The organism is Nocardia gipuzkoensis (genome assembly GCF_021183645.1).
Taxonomy (GTDB): domain Bacteria; phylum Actinomycetota; class Actinomycetes; order Mycobacteriales; family Mycobacteriaceae; genus Nocardia; species Nocardia abscessus.
Map to the genome: position 1 here is coordinate 3,072,498 of NZ_CP089225.1, position 14,204 is coordinate 3,086,701.

A 14,204-nucleotide genomic window follows, 5' to 3' on the forward strand; every position below is an offset into this window, starting at 1 on the left:
ACATGCGACGGAATCCAGTTCCGGCGGGCTTGACCTCGAGGTCGCTCGAGGTTGTTCGCTGGGTGCGTGAGTGCCGAACCCTCTGCCGCGTCGAGCGCCCTGTCCAGCACGGATGCGTCGCAGCGGCCGAAAAATCGGTTGGTCGACGCACGCTGCGGTGCGACCCTGGAATGTCGGACCCCGATGCGAACATCACCGGAGGTCCTGCTCTCCGCCGCCAGTCACATACCTCGAGGGGGAGTTTTGTCTGTCGCACTGGACGTTTCGTCGGCCGAACCGGAGGCCGACAGAACGGAGCGGCCCGCCGCCACCGGCCGCCTGCATTCCTTGCGCCGATTCTGGCCGTATCTGCGTCCGCATGTCGTCATCCTGCTCGCCGCCAGCGGCCTCGCGCTGCTCGCCGGGCTGACCGCCGTCGTGATCCCGCTGATGATCGCCCGGATCATCGACGGCCCGGTCGCCCACCGCGATTTCGCGGGCGTGCTCGGGCCGGTGGCCGTGGTCCTGGCGCTCGGCCTGCTGGAAGCCGGTGCGGTGTGGGGACGCCGCTGGCTGATCGCCGCGCCCGCCACCCGCTTCGAGATTTCGCTGCGCGCCAGAGTCTTTCGCAAGCTCCAGGCGCTGTCGATCGGCAGGCACGACGCGTGGGAATCGGGTCAGCTGCTGTCGCGTGCGATCGATGACCTGGCCACCATGCGCCGGTTCGTCTCCTTCGCGGGACCGTTCCTGCTGGTCCACACCGTGATCATCCCGGTCGGCCTGCTCGTCCTGATCGGGCTGAACCCGCCGATCGGCCTGATCTTCGGCGTGATCTCGATCCCGTTGGCGTTCCTCTGCATTCGCTTCGAGCGCCGGTATTCGGTGGCCTCGCGGCGTTCCCAGGACCAGTCCGGCGACCTGGCCACCACGGCCGAGGAGTCCGCGCAGGGCGTGCGGGTGCTCAAGTCGTTCGGGCGGGGCGTGTTCTTCGGCCGCCGTTTCACCGCTCAGGCGCACGAACTGCGGCGGACCGAGCTGCTGAAAGCACGCCTGGACGCCACCTTGTGGTCGAGCATGGTGAGCCTGCCGCAGCTGGCCATCGCGTTCGCGCTCGGTTACGGCGGTTACGCGGTGGCGCACGGCACGATGACGCTCGGCACCTTGGTCGCGAGCATCACGCTGGCGACCTTCTTGCAGTGGCCGATCATCTGGACCGGCTTCCTGCTCGCCGAACTGAACGACGCGCGCACCGCGGCCGATCGGTACTGGGAGATCATCGACACCCCGGTGGACATCACCGACCCGGCCCGCCCGGTGGATCTGCCGGAGCAGGTGCGCGGCGAATTGCGTTTGGAGAGTGTGCGTTTCGCCTTCCCTGATGCCGAAGGCGAGGTGCTGCGGGACGTTTCGCTGCGTGTGCGGCCCGGTGAGACGGTGGCGCTGGTGGGGGCGACGGGCAGCGGCAAGACGGCACTGCTGAATCTGATCCCGCGCCTGTACGACGTGACGGGTGGCGCGATCACCATCGACGGCATCGACATCGTGGCGATGCGTATCGCCGACCTGCGCTCGCTGGTGTCGGCGGCGTTCGAGGACCCGGTGCTGTTCTCCGCCAGCGTGCGGGAGAACGTCGCGCTCGGCGATCCGGCCGCCACGGACGCCGACGTGCGCCGCGCGCTGGAGGTCGCGCAGGCCACCGAATTCGTGGACGACCTGCCCTGGGGCCTGGACACCAGGATCGGCGAGCAGGGCCTGAGCCTGTCCGGCGGTCAGCGCCAGCGCCTCGCGCTGGCCCGCGCGGTGCTCACCGGCGCGGGCGGGGGCAGCCGGATCATGGTGCTCGACGACCCGCTGTCGGCGCTGGACGTGGAGACCGAGGAGCGGGTGCAGGCCCGCCTGCGCACCGTGCTGGCCGACGCGACCACGCTGCTCGTCGCGCATCGTCCGTCCACGGCGGCGCTGGCCGACCGGGTGGCGGTGCTCGCCGAGGGCCGGATCGTGGCCGAGGGAACCCACGATCAACTGCTGCGTACCAGCAGAAGCTACCGCGAATTGATGGGAGGTGAGTAGCGATGAGTACCACGACCACGGTCTCGAACGACGACGCGCCGGAGGATGTTTCGACACGCGAGGAAGCGGCGGCCGACTGGCGCGGCATCGCGGGCGAGGACAAGGAGCTCACCGAGACCGGAAACCTGGTGCTGGCCGGACGCTCCCGCCGACTGCTGCTCGACCTGGTGAAGCCCTACCGCAAGCTCGCCGTCCTCGCCCTGGTGCTCATCGTGCTGGACAACATCGCGATGGTGTCCGCGCCGCTGTTCATCGCACACGCGCTGGACACCGGCATCGCGCGCGGTGTCGAGGGAAACTGGGCGCCGCTGGCCTGGAGCGTGGCCGGTTACCTCGGCTCGGTTCTGCTCGGCGTGGTCTGCACGTTCTCCTTCCTGCGGGTGTCGGGCAGGCTCAGCCAGAGCGTGCTGTTCGACCTGCGCGTGCGCGCGTTCACGCATGTGCAGCGGCTCAGCGTCGCCTTCCATGAGAAGTACACCTCGGGCAAGGTGGTGGCGCGGCTCACCGGCGACATCGAGACCCTGCAGGAACTGCTGGAAAGCGCGCTCAACCAGGCACTGAGCGCGATCCTGTCGGTGCTCACCATCGCGGCGCTGCTGATCTACCTGGACCAGACCCTGGCCGCGATCGTGCTGGCCGGATTCGTCCCGCTGGTGGTGGTCACCCGCTGGGCGCAGCGCAGGCAGCGGGCGGGCTACCGCCGCACTCGCGCCGCGATCGCCAAGGTGGTGGTGCAGTTCGTCGAGTCGATGGGCGGCATGCGGGCGGTGCAGGCGTTCCGGCGTGAGCAGCGCAACGAGTCGGTGCTCGCGGTCGAGGACGCCGAATATCGGCACGCGACCACCGCGGCCATGCGCGGCATGGGCGACTACGCGGGACTGACCAAACTGCTCGGCAACCTGACCACGGTGATCATCATCGTGGTCGGCGCATGGCGGGTGATCGAGGGCGATCTCGCGGTCGGCGTGCTCGCGGCCTACCTGCTGTACCTCAACGAGTTCTACGGGCCGCTGGACGAGCTGGCGCAGGTGTTCAACGCCTACCAGTCCGCGGCGGCGGCGCTGGAGAAGATCTCGGGCGTGCTCGAGGAGGAGCCGTCGGTGCCCGAGCCCGCCCAGCCGGTGGCGCTGGAGAAGGCCTCCGGCGCGGTGCGGATGGCGAAGGTGTGGTTCGGCTACGGGGCTGGTTCGCCTGCCGACGCTCCGGCAGGCGCGTCCTCCGGAGACGTCGCCGGATCCCCCTCCGGCCGTTCCGATCGCCGGGCACGGCCGGTGCTGCCGGAATTCACCCTGGACATCCCGGCCGGGCAGGTGATCGCGCTGGTGGGTGCGACCGGCGCGGGCAAGTCGACGCTGGCGAAGCTGCTGACACGGTTCTACGACCCCTCCGGCGGCGTGGTCACCCTGGACGGCGTCGACCTGCGCGACCTGTCCGACGCCGACCTGCGCCGCAACGTGGTCATGGTCACCCAGGAGTCCTACCTGTTCTCCGGTTCGGTGGCCGACAACATCCGGCTCGGCAGGCCGGAGGCCACCGACGCCGAGGTGTTCGCCGCGGCGCGCGCCGTCGGTCTGTACGACTTCGTGCAGGCGCTGCCCGAGGGCTTCGCCACCGATGTGCGCAAGCGCGGCGGCAGGCTCTCGGCGGGCCAGCGGCAGCTGGTCGCGTTCGCGCGGGTGTTCCTCGCCGATCCCGCCGTGATCGTGCTGGACGAGGCCACCTCGAGCTTGGACATCCCCAGCGAGCGGCTCGTGCAGCATGCCCTGGAGACCGTGTTGCGCGGCCGCACGGCGGTGATCATCGCGCACCGCTTGTCCACGGTGGCGATCGCGGACCGGGTGCTGGTGCTGGAGTCCGGCCGGATCGTCGAGGACGGCGCGCCGGAAGCCCTGATCGCGGGGACCGGCCGGTTCGCCGACCTGCACGCGGCATGGCGGGAGTCGCTCGTGTGATGAGCGGCGGTTGTGCGGGTGGGGGCTGGGTGTCGCTTACGGTAGATACGTGACAACCCCAGCCCCCGACCCCGAGAGCCCCGCCGCGAGCACGCAGGAATCCCGGTGGCCGGCGATCCTCACCTGGCGCGCCCACGACGCGACCCGGATGGAGTCGGTGCGGGTGCAGCTCAACGGCAACCGCATCCGTGCCGCCGGGCGCATGATCGGCGGCGCGAGCGGGGAGCACCCGGCGTTCAGCGCGTCCTACGACCTGGTCACCGACGAGAACGGCGTGACGAAGCGGCTGTCGTTGCGGACCACAACGGCCGCCGGTGAGCGGCACGCCTCGATCGCCCGCGACGAGGAGAACTACTGGCTCGTCGACGCGGGCGGCAACCACGTGCGCTCCACCTTCGCCGGCGCCCTCGACGTGGACGTGGTGCTCAGCCCGTTCTTCAACACCCTGCCCATCCGCCGCTACGACCTGCAGCACGCGGTCGAGGACGTGCAGGTGCCGGTGGTCTACGTGCGCCTGCCCGACCTGCTGGTCCAGGAGGCCACGCTGATCTACAGCAGCGCCGCCGACGGCATCAGCGTGCTCTCGCCGGTCTCCAGCGCCACGGTCACGGTGGACGCCGACGGCTTCCTGCTGGACTACCCGGGACTGGCCGAGCGGATCTGACGCGGCGCCACTCGCAACGGCGTCATACGAGGCGTGACGCTGTTGCGCCGAGCTGTCGCGCGGAGGGCCGGATCGTCGCGTCCACGCCTCGGTGGTTTTCGGGCGTCAGTGGGGACCAGTGTGGCGCGCACTGCCGGACCGGCTGGTGCCACGGCTGCCATTGCAGGCGGACCTGCGATGACGTCGAGTTCGGCGGGCGCCGCGAGTTCAGCTCAGCTGGGTGATGACGCCGCCGCGCGCACCGGCGGCGCGCAAGTTTTCCAGCCAATCGCGGTCGCCCGGGCGGACATCCGTGATCTCCCAGCGCCGCGCGGATTCGTAGCGTCGGCGCGCATCGTGCCCGGCCTCGGCCAGATCCGCGAGGGACCGCTCGGCGTGCAGACTGTCGCGAGCCGCGCCGAGGACGGTGAGCGTTTCATCGAGGACTTCCAGTAGCGCGGCGGAATTCGGTTCGCAGATCGCGCGAACCAGATCGGGGGCTGTGCCCGCCACCCGGGTGCCGTCCCGGAACGACCCGGCCGCCAGTCCCAGCGCGAGGTCACCCCCCGCGGCGCCCGCCAGGGCCAGTGCCTCGGCCAGCACATGCGGGAGATGGGAGATGCGCGCGACGGCACGATCGTGCTCCCCGGCCACCACCGGTACCACCACCGAGCCGCAGTCCAGCGCGAGCCGCACCACGCGGGTCCACGGGTCGACCCGAGTGCCGTCGTCCACGCCCACCGCCCACACCGCGCCGCGGAACAACTCCGGATCGGTGGCTGCCCAGCCGGATTCGGACGTACCCGCCATCGGATGACCGCCGACGTACCGGTCGGCGAGACCGTGCCCGCGCACGGCCGCCGCGACCGGTGCCTTCACGCTCACCACATCGGTGAGCGCGCACTCCGGGGCGTAGGTCGCGATCGCGGAGAGCAGATGGTCCACCGCGGGCATCGGCACCGCGACGACGATCAGCGCGCCGGTTCGCGCGGCGCGGCGCAGCGCGGCGGGCAGGTCTTCGGTGACGTCGAATCCGTCGGTGCGAGCGGCCTGCGCTCCTGCCCCGGACCGGTTGTATCCCCACCCGTCGTAGCCCGCGGCGACGGCCGCGCGCAATAGCGACCCGCCGATCAAACCGGTCCCCAGGACGCATACGGGTGCTTTCTCCGTCGAAGTCACCGGAACAGATTGGCATACGACTTCAACATTTCAGCTCGAGCAGACTACCGTTGCGGCCATGGCAGCACAGCGCTCGAGCACGAACAGGGCGGCGTCGGACGATTACGACGACGTGGAAGGGTTCGCAGTGGCGGTTGTCCGCGAAGAAGGCAAATGGCGGTGCAGTCCGCTGAGCCGGGACGCGCTCACCGATTTGTCCGCCGCGGAAACCGAACTGAAGGCTTTGCGCAGCTCCGGGGCGGTGTTCGGATTGCTCGACATCGACGACGAGTTCTTCATCGTGCTACGGCCGGCGCCGAGCGGGACCCGGATGCTCGTGTCGGACGCCACCGCCGCGATCGATTACGACATCGCCGCCGACGTCCTGGAAGCTCTGAACGTGGAAATCCCCGACATCGATCCGGACGAATTGGACGACGTCGAGCCGTGGGAGGAGGGCGACCTCGGTGTGCTCGCCGACCTCGGGCTGCCCGAACCGGTGCTGAGCGTCATCCTCGCCGAGACCGATCTCTATCCGGACGAGCAGCTCGGCATGATCGCCCAGCGTCTCGGCTTCGCCAACGAACTCTCCGCGGTGCTGGACAAGTTGCCGCGCTGACGTGGCTGCCCTGCCGAACGCCCCGATCCGCTCGGACGCCGATATGGTGCGGGCCGCCCTCGACGCCGCGGCGGCCGCCGGGGATCGTGACGTGCCGGTCGGCGCGGTCGTATTCGACTCCGCGGGCAAGGAACTCGCCCGCGCCGCGAACGCGCGCGAAGCGCTCGGCGATCCCACCGCGCATGCGGAGATCCTGGCGTTGCGCCGTGCCGCCGCGGTGCACGGCGACGGGTGGCGGCTGGAGGGCGCGACCTTGGCGGTCACGCTGGAGCCGTGCACGATGTGCGCGGGCGCGCTGGTGCTCGCGCGGGTCGGCCGCCTGGTCTTCGGTGCGTGGGAGCCGAAGACCGGCGCCGTCGGGTCGCTGTGGGACGTGGTTCGTGACCGCCGTCTCAACCACCGGCCCCAGGTCCGCGGCGGAGTGCTCGAGGACGAATGCGCGGCCATGCTCGACGAGTTCTTCCGCACCCAGCGCTGAGGTCGCGTTTCCGCGGGTCTCTTGGCGATTTAGTGATCCGGCGAGGGTCCGGTATGGTTGTCGGCGGTGGCGTGTCCGAGCGGCCTAAGGAGCACGCCTCGAAAGCGTGTGAGGGGTAACCCCCCTCCGAGGGTTCAAATCCCTCCGCCACCGCCACAGCCCCTTACCTGTCAGCGCAGGTGAGGGGCTTTTTCTTCTCGTGTATGCCAAGTTCGCCGCCAGTGGAAGGAGGCCACCCGATGACCGGACCCGGCCATCACTATTGGATGAACCGCGCCATCGAACTCGCGCGGTTGTGCCCGGTGGCCGCGGGCGCGTTCTCGGTGGGTGCGGTGATCGTCGCCGAGGGTGTAGAGATCGCGACGGGTTACTCCCGCGAGTCCGACCCCAAGGAGCATGCCGAGGAGGCCGCGCTGGGCAAGCTGGACCCGGAGGATCCGCGGCTGGCTGGGGCCACGCTCTACAGCACGTTGGAGCCCTGTTCGGAGCGGGGGACGAAGGATCGGATGCCGTGCACCGATCGGATCCTGCGGGCGGGTATCCCGGTCGTGGTGATCGCGTGGCGGGAGCCGTCGACCTTCGTGGTGAACTGCGTCGGAGTGGAGAAACTCCGGCAGGCGGGGGTCACTGTGGTGGAGCTTCCCGAATTGGCCGAGGCGGCGATGTCGATGAATCGGCATCTCGATCTGTCTTAGGCGCTCAGTCGTTGTAGTCCCAGTACTGCAGCCATCGCACGGACGCGAACAGCAGCAGCGTCACCGCGTAGAGCACGACGACGACCGCTGCCCCCACGATGCTGATCCGCCGTCCCGCGCCGTCGATCGGGTCGAGCCACCGCCGGAAGTAACTCGCGACCGCGGGCGACAGGAAGTAGCTCATCAAGCCAACGCTCACGATCTGGCTGAGCCACATCGCCAGCCACGGTTGCGCTCCCAGCCGGTCCAGCACCGGGCCGAGGAAGCGCGACAGCACCATCACCGTCGGATAGAGCACCAGCAGCACCAACATGGCGATCTTCCAGGTCGGCGTCATCCTGGTCTTGCCGCCGACCGTTCGCACCGTGGAGCCGAACGGCGTGGTGTGCGCGTCCACGGTGAAATCCTCGGTCAGTTTCGAGCGCAGTTCCGGCAGAGCGGCCGCGCGTTCGTCCGAGCGCATCCATTCCGACAACTGCCGTGCCGTGCGGAAGCGGAGCACCGAGAACCAGCGTCCGCCCTCGGACGGAAAAAGCGCGGCGCCTTCGAATCCCGGGAACCGGGAACTCGCCGCGATCAGGCGCGCCTCCGTCGCCGTGAATTCGGCCTCCTTTTCGTGTGCGACACGATGCCGGAATATGCCGATACCGGGTGGTGGAAGCTCGCCTTCGATGACGACCAAGTCGGAACTCTTGCAATGGAAGCCGAGCGTTTCGCCCTCGGACAACACTTCCGCGCGTTCGGTCGAGTCCAGAAATTCGTGCAGCAACGGCTCCGATCGGAAAGTAACACTGAATCCCGGTTCGAGGAACGGGTCTTCGGTCACCGCTACCGAGGAGTGCGCGAATCCGTGGTCGTCGCGGGCGATTTCGGTCATCCGCGCCAGCCAGGTGCGAAAAGCCGCCTCGTCCGCAGGCCGGTGAAAGATCGTGACTGCGGTGGCGGTGGCGTCCATCGACGGCGTCAGCGTACGTCGATGCGGCGGCCCTGCACGTAGACCTCGGCGATCGCGGATTCGCGAATACCCATCAGCAGCGCGAACAGCGTCTGATCCCGGGCCAAGGCGGGGTCTTCGGAACGAATGCCGTGTGCCAGTGTGCCGTCCAGCGCCGGAACACGCGCCGGTTCGACTACCAGGAAATCGGCTTCCTTGCCGACATCGAAATTCCCGAACCGGTTTTCCATGTCCAAGGCCCGCGCACCGGCCAGCGTGCCGGTGAACAGCATTTCCGCCGGGTGCATCGAGACGCCGTGCTCGCCGGGCTCGGAAATATGCACCTTGAACGCGGCCGACAGCACCTGCGGAATCAGCCATTCGTCGCCGCCGCCGTAATCGGTCCCCGCGGCCACCGTGACGCCCGAAGCGAGCGTTCGCTGCCACGGCATGGTGCCCGAGCCCAGGAACTGCTGCGAGACCGGGCAGTGTGCGACCGACGTGCCCGTTTCGGCCATCCGCCGCAGTTCGACGTCCTGGCAGTGCACGCAGTGCGCGAGGATGCTGCGCCTGCCGAGCAGGCTTTTGCCGCCCACCGCCGAGCCCCGCAGGAACTTGCCGTCGTAGGTGTCGAGATAGGTGGCTACGCCGTATGCCTGCTTGGTGGCGTCGACTTCGCCGGTTCCCGGGCGATTGTTCTCGTTAAGATGACTGTGGAAATATACTCCGCGTTCGCGCACCGAATCGTACAGCTCGCCAAGGTTTTTCAAGGTGTGTCGAGTCACCGCCAGGGAGAAGCGCGGAATTATCGCGACGTGCAATAGCGCCGTATCCACGTCACCGGTGTCAGTGGCATGCCATTTGTCGATTTCTTCGCTCGTCAGGCGTATGGCGTCGTCCTCACTGGTGATCAGTGGCGCCGCGGAAGGCTCTCCCGTCGTCTGGATACCGCGCCCGCTGACCATCCGCAGACCGCGCCGCCGGGTCTCGGTGAACAGCGCGTCCTGCGCGTGCGGAAAGGCCGATCCGAAGACCATCGCCGCCGTGGTACCCGCCGCGATGCGCCGCTGACAGAATTCGGTGGCCGCCAGCCGCGCGAATTCCGGCTCGGCGTAGCGGGATTCGGCGGGATAGATGCACGATTCCAGCCACTCCAGCAGTTGACCGCCACCGTAGGCGTCCCCGGCGAAAGTCTGCGGAAAATGGATGTGTGTGTCGACGAACCCGGGCAGCAGGAATGCGGGCCGATGATCGAACACTTCTGCGTCGCGGTACGCGGCCGGGATATCGGATCCGGCGCCGCAGTATGCGAGGCGGCCGCCGGCATCGATTATCAGAGCACCGTCCGGTACCTCGACCAATGCGTCGGCCGCATCGCCGGTGGTAGGACTTCCGGCGATGTGGAAAATGTGCCCCAAGTGGACTTGGCTCACCATTCGAGGAGAACACAAATCCACCCGGTAAGCGAGCGGATCGATCGAAATGGAATCAGACGCCGCGGGAGAACAACGTCACCGGTGGCGGCATGCGGTACCCGGCGAGTTTGATGAACCGCGCGCCCACGCTGCGCTGCCTGCCCTCGAGCGGGCCCGCTCCGACGGTGTTCATCATCCGGTTGATCACGTTGAAGCAGGTGCCCACCCAGACCGCCTCGTCGAACGCCTCCCGGGAGATGCCAGCCAGGCGGACCACCGCGGCGTCCTCCGGCGTCAACCCGTCCGGGTCGCGGGCCATCTTCGCGAGGAATCCGAGCATGACGCGCGCTTCGGGACGCAGCGGGGAATCCGCGCCGTCGGCCAGAGCGCGCGTCACCACGTCGGCGTCGACGTACGCGCCCGCGATCGCCTCGTGCGAGGTGGCGCAGAACGGGCACTCGTTGGCCCGGGACGTCCGCGTCGCGAAGATCTCGCGTTCGGCCACGGTCCAGTACGACGGTCCGCGCATGGCGTCCTGGATCAGTTCCGACAGCGGCGAGCCGAAGAATCTGTGCCGGTAGAACAGCACTTTGAGCACGGCGGGAACCTCGACGCCGCTGAAGCGCCGCATGGTCCACAACACGAGCTTGGTCGGCCGGTCGTGCCCGGATCGGACGGCCTCGAGCCACATTTCAGTACCCTTCCCAAGCCAGTCGCGCGGCGCGCAGACGCCGGTCGGCCGCGCCGTAAGCGGCGAGCGCGGTCGCCTCGAAGATCTCGTCGTCGGTGTGCCCTGCCGCCCGCAGCGCCGCGATCCGGTCCTCGGTGACCCGGTAGGACCGGTCGGCCACCAGGTCGGCGAAGGCGGCGAGTTCGGGCGGGACGTCGCCGTCCGAGCCGCCCGTACCGGCGGCTCTGGCCCGCAGGCTCCGGCGGACCCCGCTCGCCAGCCGTCCCGGCGCGGATTCGAGGTGCTCGCCGAACCGCTGCCACTTCTCACTCATCGAGCCACCCATGGGCCCATTCTGGCCGAGCCGCGCCGCCTTCGCCGAGTATCGCGAGGGCACAGCGGAACTCGCTGCCGGCAGGGACCGCATCGCGCCGCGCCGAACGAATCCGAAAACTGGCCGTTTCAACGCGGGTAACCCGCGGAATCCGGGGTATACGCCCGATACGGAAAGTGCGGGAAGGACGCGATGCCAAATGCGCCGTCGGACAATCCGCGCGGGAACGATGCGCGAGAGAAACATGAGAATCGGAAGTGTAATCGTCTTGATCTGGTTGCTGATCGGCGTGATCGCCGCGGCACAACGCCACTATTTCGACAGCGGACCGGTCAACTGCGCCGGTTTCGGAACCATCGTGGTCACGGTCGTCTCGGGCCCGCTCAACTACATGGGCGTGAACCCGAAGGTCGACGATTGCAATGTCCCGCAACCGAGCCCGTAATCAGAGGGGGTCACGACGGACGGCCGGGGTATGTGCGCCACCCGGCCGTCCGTTTTCGTGCGCTCGAGCGGCAGCGCGACCGGTCGGTCTGATCTGTGTGGGGCCGATGGGATAACCGCGGGGAAGCCGGGTATCTCCCGCGCACGGGGGAGCACGGAAGGAACCGATGAGATGCGTGATTACGAATCTCGTGCGCGTGCCAGACGTGGCCCGAGCGCCGGGTCCCGGCTGCTGGGGTTCCTGCTGATGGCCTGGCTGGCGATCGGATTGCTCGCGGCCGGTCAGCGGCACTATTTCGACAGCGGCCCCCCGATCAACTGCGCCGGTTGGGGCACGATCGCCCTCACCGCCGTAGCGGGGCCGCTCAACTACGCCGGCGTGAATCCGCGGGTGGGAGCCTGCGACATCCCGCAACCGAGCCGGTGAAAAGCACTCGGCCCCACACCCCAGGTCGGGGTGCGGGGCCGAGCGACGGTTCTCCGATCAGCTGACGCCGACCGGCTCCTTCGCCGTGTCGGACGAACGTTGCTGCAGCTCACGCAGCTTCGTGCCCTCGACGTCGATGTCGGGCAGGATGCGGTCGAGCCACTTCGGCATCCACCACGACCACTTGCCCATGATCACCAGCAGCGACGGAATCAGCACCATCCGGACCACGAACGCGTCCAGCAGCACACCGACCGCCAGCGCGAAGCCCATGGACTTGGCCGTCACGTCGGTCTCCATCAGGAAGGAGCCGAACACCGAGATCATGATGATCGCCGCCGCGGTCACGACGCGGGCGCCGTGGTGGTAACCGGCGACCACCGCCTCCGTCGGCGACTTGCCGTGCACGAACTCTTCGCGCATCCGGGTCACCAGGAACACCTGGTAGTCCATCGCCAGGCCGAATACCAAGCCGATCAGCATGATCGGCAGGAAGCTGACCAGCGGATGCGGATCCTCGATCAGGCCGAGCGCGCCCTCCTGGAAGATCAGCACGGTCGCGCCGAAGGTCGCGGCCATCGACAGCAGGAACCCGAGCGCCGCGGTGAGCGGCACCAGGATCGACCGGAACACCAGGATCAGCAGGACGAACGCGGCGCCTGCCACGAGCGCCAGGTAGGGCACGATCTTGCTGAGCAGCACGTGGTCGATGTCCGCGTAGATCGCCGTGGTGCCGGTGACGCCGTATTCGATGCCGTACTCGGCCTTCAGCGCTCCTTCGGCCTCGCGGGCGTCTTGCACCAGGTCCTTGGTGTCCTGGTTGTTCGGGCCCGACTTCGGCACACCGTCCAGCAGCGCGCCCGCCTTGTCCTCGCTCCACTGCGGTGCGGTCACGTAATCCATGCCCGGGTAGGACGCGAGCTTGGCGCGCAGAGCGTCGACCGCCGCCTCCCGGTTGTCGGCGGGGACGTTGGCCAGATCGACGGCCACGTTCAGTATGCCGTTGCTGCCTTCGCCGAAGCCTTCGGTGCGCAGCTCGTAGGCTTTGCGGACGGTAGAGGTCTTCGGCATGCTGTCCTCGCCGGGCAGGCCGAGATTCAGGCCGGCGGCGGGGGCGGCGAGCGCGCCGAGCACCACGACGCTGAGGACGAGGGCGGCCCACGGCGCCTTGCCGATCAGCTTGCCGAAGCGCATGCCGTTGGTGACCGAGGCGTCGTCCTCGGGGTCGTGCTGTGCCACCACGGGCAGCTTCGGCTTGAACAGGAAGCGGCCGAACGCGCCGATCAGCGCCGGCATCAGCGTGATCGCGGTGAGCACCGCGAACGCGGCGGCGATCGCGCCACCCAGACCCATGAAGGTCATGAATTTCACGCCGACGACGCTCAGGCCGCCGAGCGCGATGATGACCGTCAGGCCGGCGAACACCACCGCGGAGCCCGCCGTGCCGAGCGCGGCGCCCGCGGCCTCTTCCGGCGAGTCCTGCACCGCCAGTTCGTGCTTGTACCTGGACACGATGAACAGCGCGTAGTCGATGGACAACGCGATACCGATCATCGAGGCGAGGAACGTGGTGAAGCTGGGCACTTCGATCACCGAGGTGCCGACCATGATCAGCGAGGTCGCCGCGCCGAGGCCGACGATCGCGGTGACGATCGGCACGAACGCGGCGACGATCGCGCCGAACGCCACGATCATCACGACCAGCGCGACGGCCATGCCGATCATCTCGGACTTGCCGCTGGGCGCTTCCTGCTTCTGCGCGATCGAGCCGCTCATCTCGACCGTGAGCCCGGCGTTGCGCGCGTCGGCGGCCACGTCGTAGGCGGCCGCGCGATCCTCATCGGTCACGTCGGAGAACGTCTTGATCGTGAACGGAACGTTGATCACCGCCACGGTTTCGGGGGCGGTCTTGCTGAGCACGTTCAACGGAGCGCCACTGCACTGCGCCGGGTCGGGGTTGGTCAGGCAGCCCATCTTCTCGGCGGCTTCGACCGGATCGACGATCGGCTTGCTGTGATCGACGATGTCGAGCTGGCCGAGTTTGGCGATGAACGCGTCCAGCGCGGCACGGTTCGCCGGGTCGGTCAGCTTCTGCCCGTCGGGCGTAGCGGCGACGTAGGTGCCGGTGACCGCGTCGAACTTGAACGCGGCGGAGGCGCCGGGAAAGTGCTTGTCGAGGATCTCGTTGGCACGTTCGGAAGGCAGGTTCGGCAAGCTGAAGTCGTTGGTCATCGGCTTGCTGAGCTGCGCCCCCAGGCCACCGAGGAGCACGAACAAGACGAGCCAGACGGGAAGGACTATCCATTTCCGGCGGAAAGCGAACTTTCCCCATCTATACAGATAAACGGACACGAGTGGTTACTCCTAGCGATGACTGGGACCGTGC

General features: G+C 68.3%; 14 protein-coding genes and 1 tRNA gene. 9 read left to right on the top strand and 6 right to left on the bottom strand.

Annotation, left to right across the window (positions count from 1 at the left end):
• Positions 1-243 precede the first annotated feature (243 nt).
• From LTT66_RS13905 to LTT66_RS13915, 3 genes are all read left to right on the top strand, one after another.
• A complete protein-coding gene (locus LTT66_RS13905; RefSeq protein ID WP_233067460.1) occupies positions 244-2,049 on the top strand; it encodes an ABC transporter ATP-binding protein in 1,806 nt (601 codons plus the stop codon).
• A 2-nt stretch (positions 2,050-2,051) separates the two neighbouring features.
• On the top strand, positions 2,052-4,001 hold the full coding sequence (locus tag LTT66_RS13910; protein WP_233067462.1) for an ABC transporter ATP-binding protein: 1,950 nt from the start codon (positions 2,052-2,054) through the stop codon (positions 3,999-4,001).
• Positions 4,002-4,149: 148 nt separating this feature from the next.
• The gene (locus LTT66_RS13915; protein ID WP_043685306.1) at positions 4,150-4,665 is read left to right on the top strand and encodes a putative glycolipid-binding domain-containing protein; all 516 of its coding nucleotides are present in this window, start codon (positions 4,150-4,152) and stop codon (positions 4,663-4,665) included.
• Between the two features lie 207 nt (positions 4,666-4,872).
• Here the strand turns inward: LTT66_RS13915 and LTT66_RS13920 are convergent, their stop codons facing one another.
• The gene (locus LTT66_RS13920; protein WP_233067464.1) at positions 4,873-5,823 is read right to left on the bottom strand and encodes a prephenate dehydrogenase; all 951 of its coding nucleotides are present in this window, start codon (positions 5,821-5,823) and stop codon (positions 4,873-4,875) included.
• Between the two features lie 58 nt (positions 5,824-5,881).
• Between LTT66_RS13920 and LTT66_RS13925 the strand changes: the two genes are divergently transcribed.
• The 4 genes from LTT66_RS13925 (at position 5,882) to LTT66_RS13940 (ending at position 7,594) form a co-directional block, all read left to right on the top strand.
• Positions 5,882-6,421: a tRNA adenosine deaminase-associated protein gene (locus LTT66_RS13925; protein ID WP_181721047.1), complete on the top strand. Its 540-nt coding sequence runs from the start codon at positions 5,882-5,884 to the stop codon at positions 6,419-6,421.
• A 43-nt stretch (positions 6,422-6,464) separates the two neighbouring features.
• Positions 6,465-6,899 carry a nucleoside deaminase gene (locus LTT66_RS13930; protein ID WP_181721139.1) on the top strand — a complete coding sequence of 145 codons (435 nt, stop codon included), beginning with the start codon at positions 6,465-6,467 and terminating at the stop codon, positions 6,897-6,899.
• A gap of 65 nt (positions 6,900-6,964) precedes the next feature.
• Positions 6,965-7,055: transfer RNA gene (locus LTT66_RS13935), tRNA-Ser, on the top strand.
• 83 nt (positions 7,056-7,138) lie between these two features.
• The gene (locus LTT66_RS13940) at positions 7,139-7,594 is read left to right on the top strand and encodes a deaminase (RefSeq protein ID WP_195066946.1); all 456 of its coding nucleotides are present in this window, start codon (positions 7,139-7,141) and stop codon (positions 7,592-7,594) included.
• Between the two features lie 4 nt (positions 7,595-7,598).
• On the opposite strand, the gene LTT66_RS13945 is transcribed toward LTT66_RS13940, so the two are convergent.
• From LTT66_RS13945 to LTT66_RS13960, 4 genes are read right to left on the bottom strand one after another with little or no spacing between them, the layout of a single operon-like run.
• Positions 7,599-8,549, bottom strand: a complete 951-nt coding sequence (locus LTT66_RS13945) for an antibiotic biosynthesis monooxygenase (RefSeq protein ID WP_233067466.1) — start codon at positions 8,547-8,549, stop codon at positions 7,599-7,601.
• 8 nt (positions 8,550-8,557) lie between these two features.
• A complete protein-coding gene (locus tag LTT66_RS13950; protein WP_233067468.1) occupies positions 8,558-9,964 on the bottom strand; it encodes an amidohydrolase family protein in 1,407 nt (468 codons plus the stop codon).
• Between the two features lie 52 nt (positions 9,965-10,016).
• Positions 10,017-10,634 (bottom strand): carboxymuconolactone decarboxylase family protein, encoded by a 618-nt coding sequence (locus LTT66_RS13955; RefSeq protein WP_181721051.1) that lies wholly within the window; start codon positions 10,632-10,634, stop codon positions 10,017-10,019.
• Position 10,635: 1 nt separating this feature from the next.
• Entirely contained in the window at positions 10,636-10,947 is a 312-nt protein-coding gene (locus LTT66_RS13960; protein ID WP_233067472.1) for a hypothetical protein, read from the bottom strand.
• Between the two features lie 244 nt (positions 10,948-11,191).
• Here LTT66_RS13960 and LTT66_RS13965 point away from each other — a divergent pair, with 244 nt between their 5' ends.
• Positions 11,192-11,392: a hypothetical protein gene (locus LTT66_RS13965; protein WP_181721053.1), complete on the top strand. Its 201-nt coding sequence runs from the start codon at positions 11,192-11,194 to the stop codon at positions 11,390-11,392.
• A 171-nt stretch (positions 11,393-11,563) separates the two neighbouring features.
• Positions 11,564-11,818: a hypothetical protein gene (locus LTT66_RS13970; RefSeq protein WP_324195299.1), complete on the top strand. Its 255-nt coding sequence runs from the start codon at positions 11,564-11,566 to the stop codon at positions 11,816-11,818.
• A gap of 57 nt (positions 11,819-11,875) precedes the next feature.
• On the opposite strand, the gene LTT66_RS13975 is transcribed toward LTT66_RS13970, so the two are convergent.
• Entirely contained in the window at positions 11,876-14,170 is a 2,295-nt protein-coding gene (locus LTT66_RS13975; RefSeq protein ID WP_233067474.1) for an MMPL family transporter, read from the bottom strand.
• Positions 14,171-14,204: the final 34 nt, after the last annotated feature.

Excerpts from the sequence above, each read along its gene's own strand:
- LTT66_RS13910 (WP_233067462.1), top strand. The coding sequence starts at position 2,052 with ATGAGTACCACGACCACGGTCTCGAACGACGACGCGCCGGAGGATGTT.
- LTT66_RS13915 (WP_043685306.1), top strand. The coding sequence starts at position 4,150 with ATGGAGTCGGTGCGGGTGCAGCTCAACGGCAACCGCATCCGTGCCGCC.
- LTT66_RS13925 (WP_181721047.1), top strand. The coding sequence starts at position 5,882 with ATGGCAGCACAGCGCTCGAGCACGAACAGGGCGGCGTCGGACGATTAC.
- LTT66_RS13930 (WP_181721139.1), top strand. The coding sequence starts at position 6,465 with ATGGTGCGGGCCGCCCTCGACGCCGCGGCGGCCGCCGGGGATCGTGAC.
- LTT66_RS13940 (WP_195066946.1), top strand. The coding sequence starts at position 7,139 with ATGACCGGACCCGGCCATCACTATTGGATGAACCGCGCCATCGAACTC.
- LTT66_RS13945 (WP_233067466.1), bottom strand. The coding sequence starts at position 8,549 with ATGGACGCCACCGCCACCGCAGTCACGATCTTTCACCGGCCTGCGGAC.
- LTT66_RS13950 (WP_233067468.1), bottom strand. The coding sequence starts at position 9,964 with ATGGTGAGCCAAGTCCACTTGGGGCACATTTTCCACATCGCCGGAAGT.
- LTT66_RS13955 (WP_181721051.1), bottom strand. The coding sequence starts at position 10,634 with ATGTGGCTCGAGGCCGTCCGATCCGGGCACGACCGGCCGACCAAGCTC.
- LTT66_RS13960 (WP_233067472.1), bottom strand. The coding sequence starts at position 10,947 with ATGAGTGAGAAGTGGCAGCGGTTCGGCGAGCACCTCGAATCCGCGCCG.
- LTT66_RS13965 (WP_181721053.1), top strand. The coding sequence starts at position 11,192 with ATGAGAATCGGAAGTGTAATCGTCTTGATCTGGTTGCTGATCGGCGTG.
- LTT66_RS13970 (WP_324195299.1), top strand. The coding sequence starts at position 11,564 with ATGCGTGATTACGAATCTCGTGCGCGTGCCAGACGTGGCCCGAGCGCC.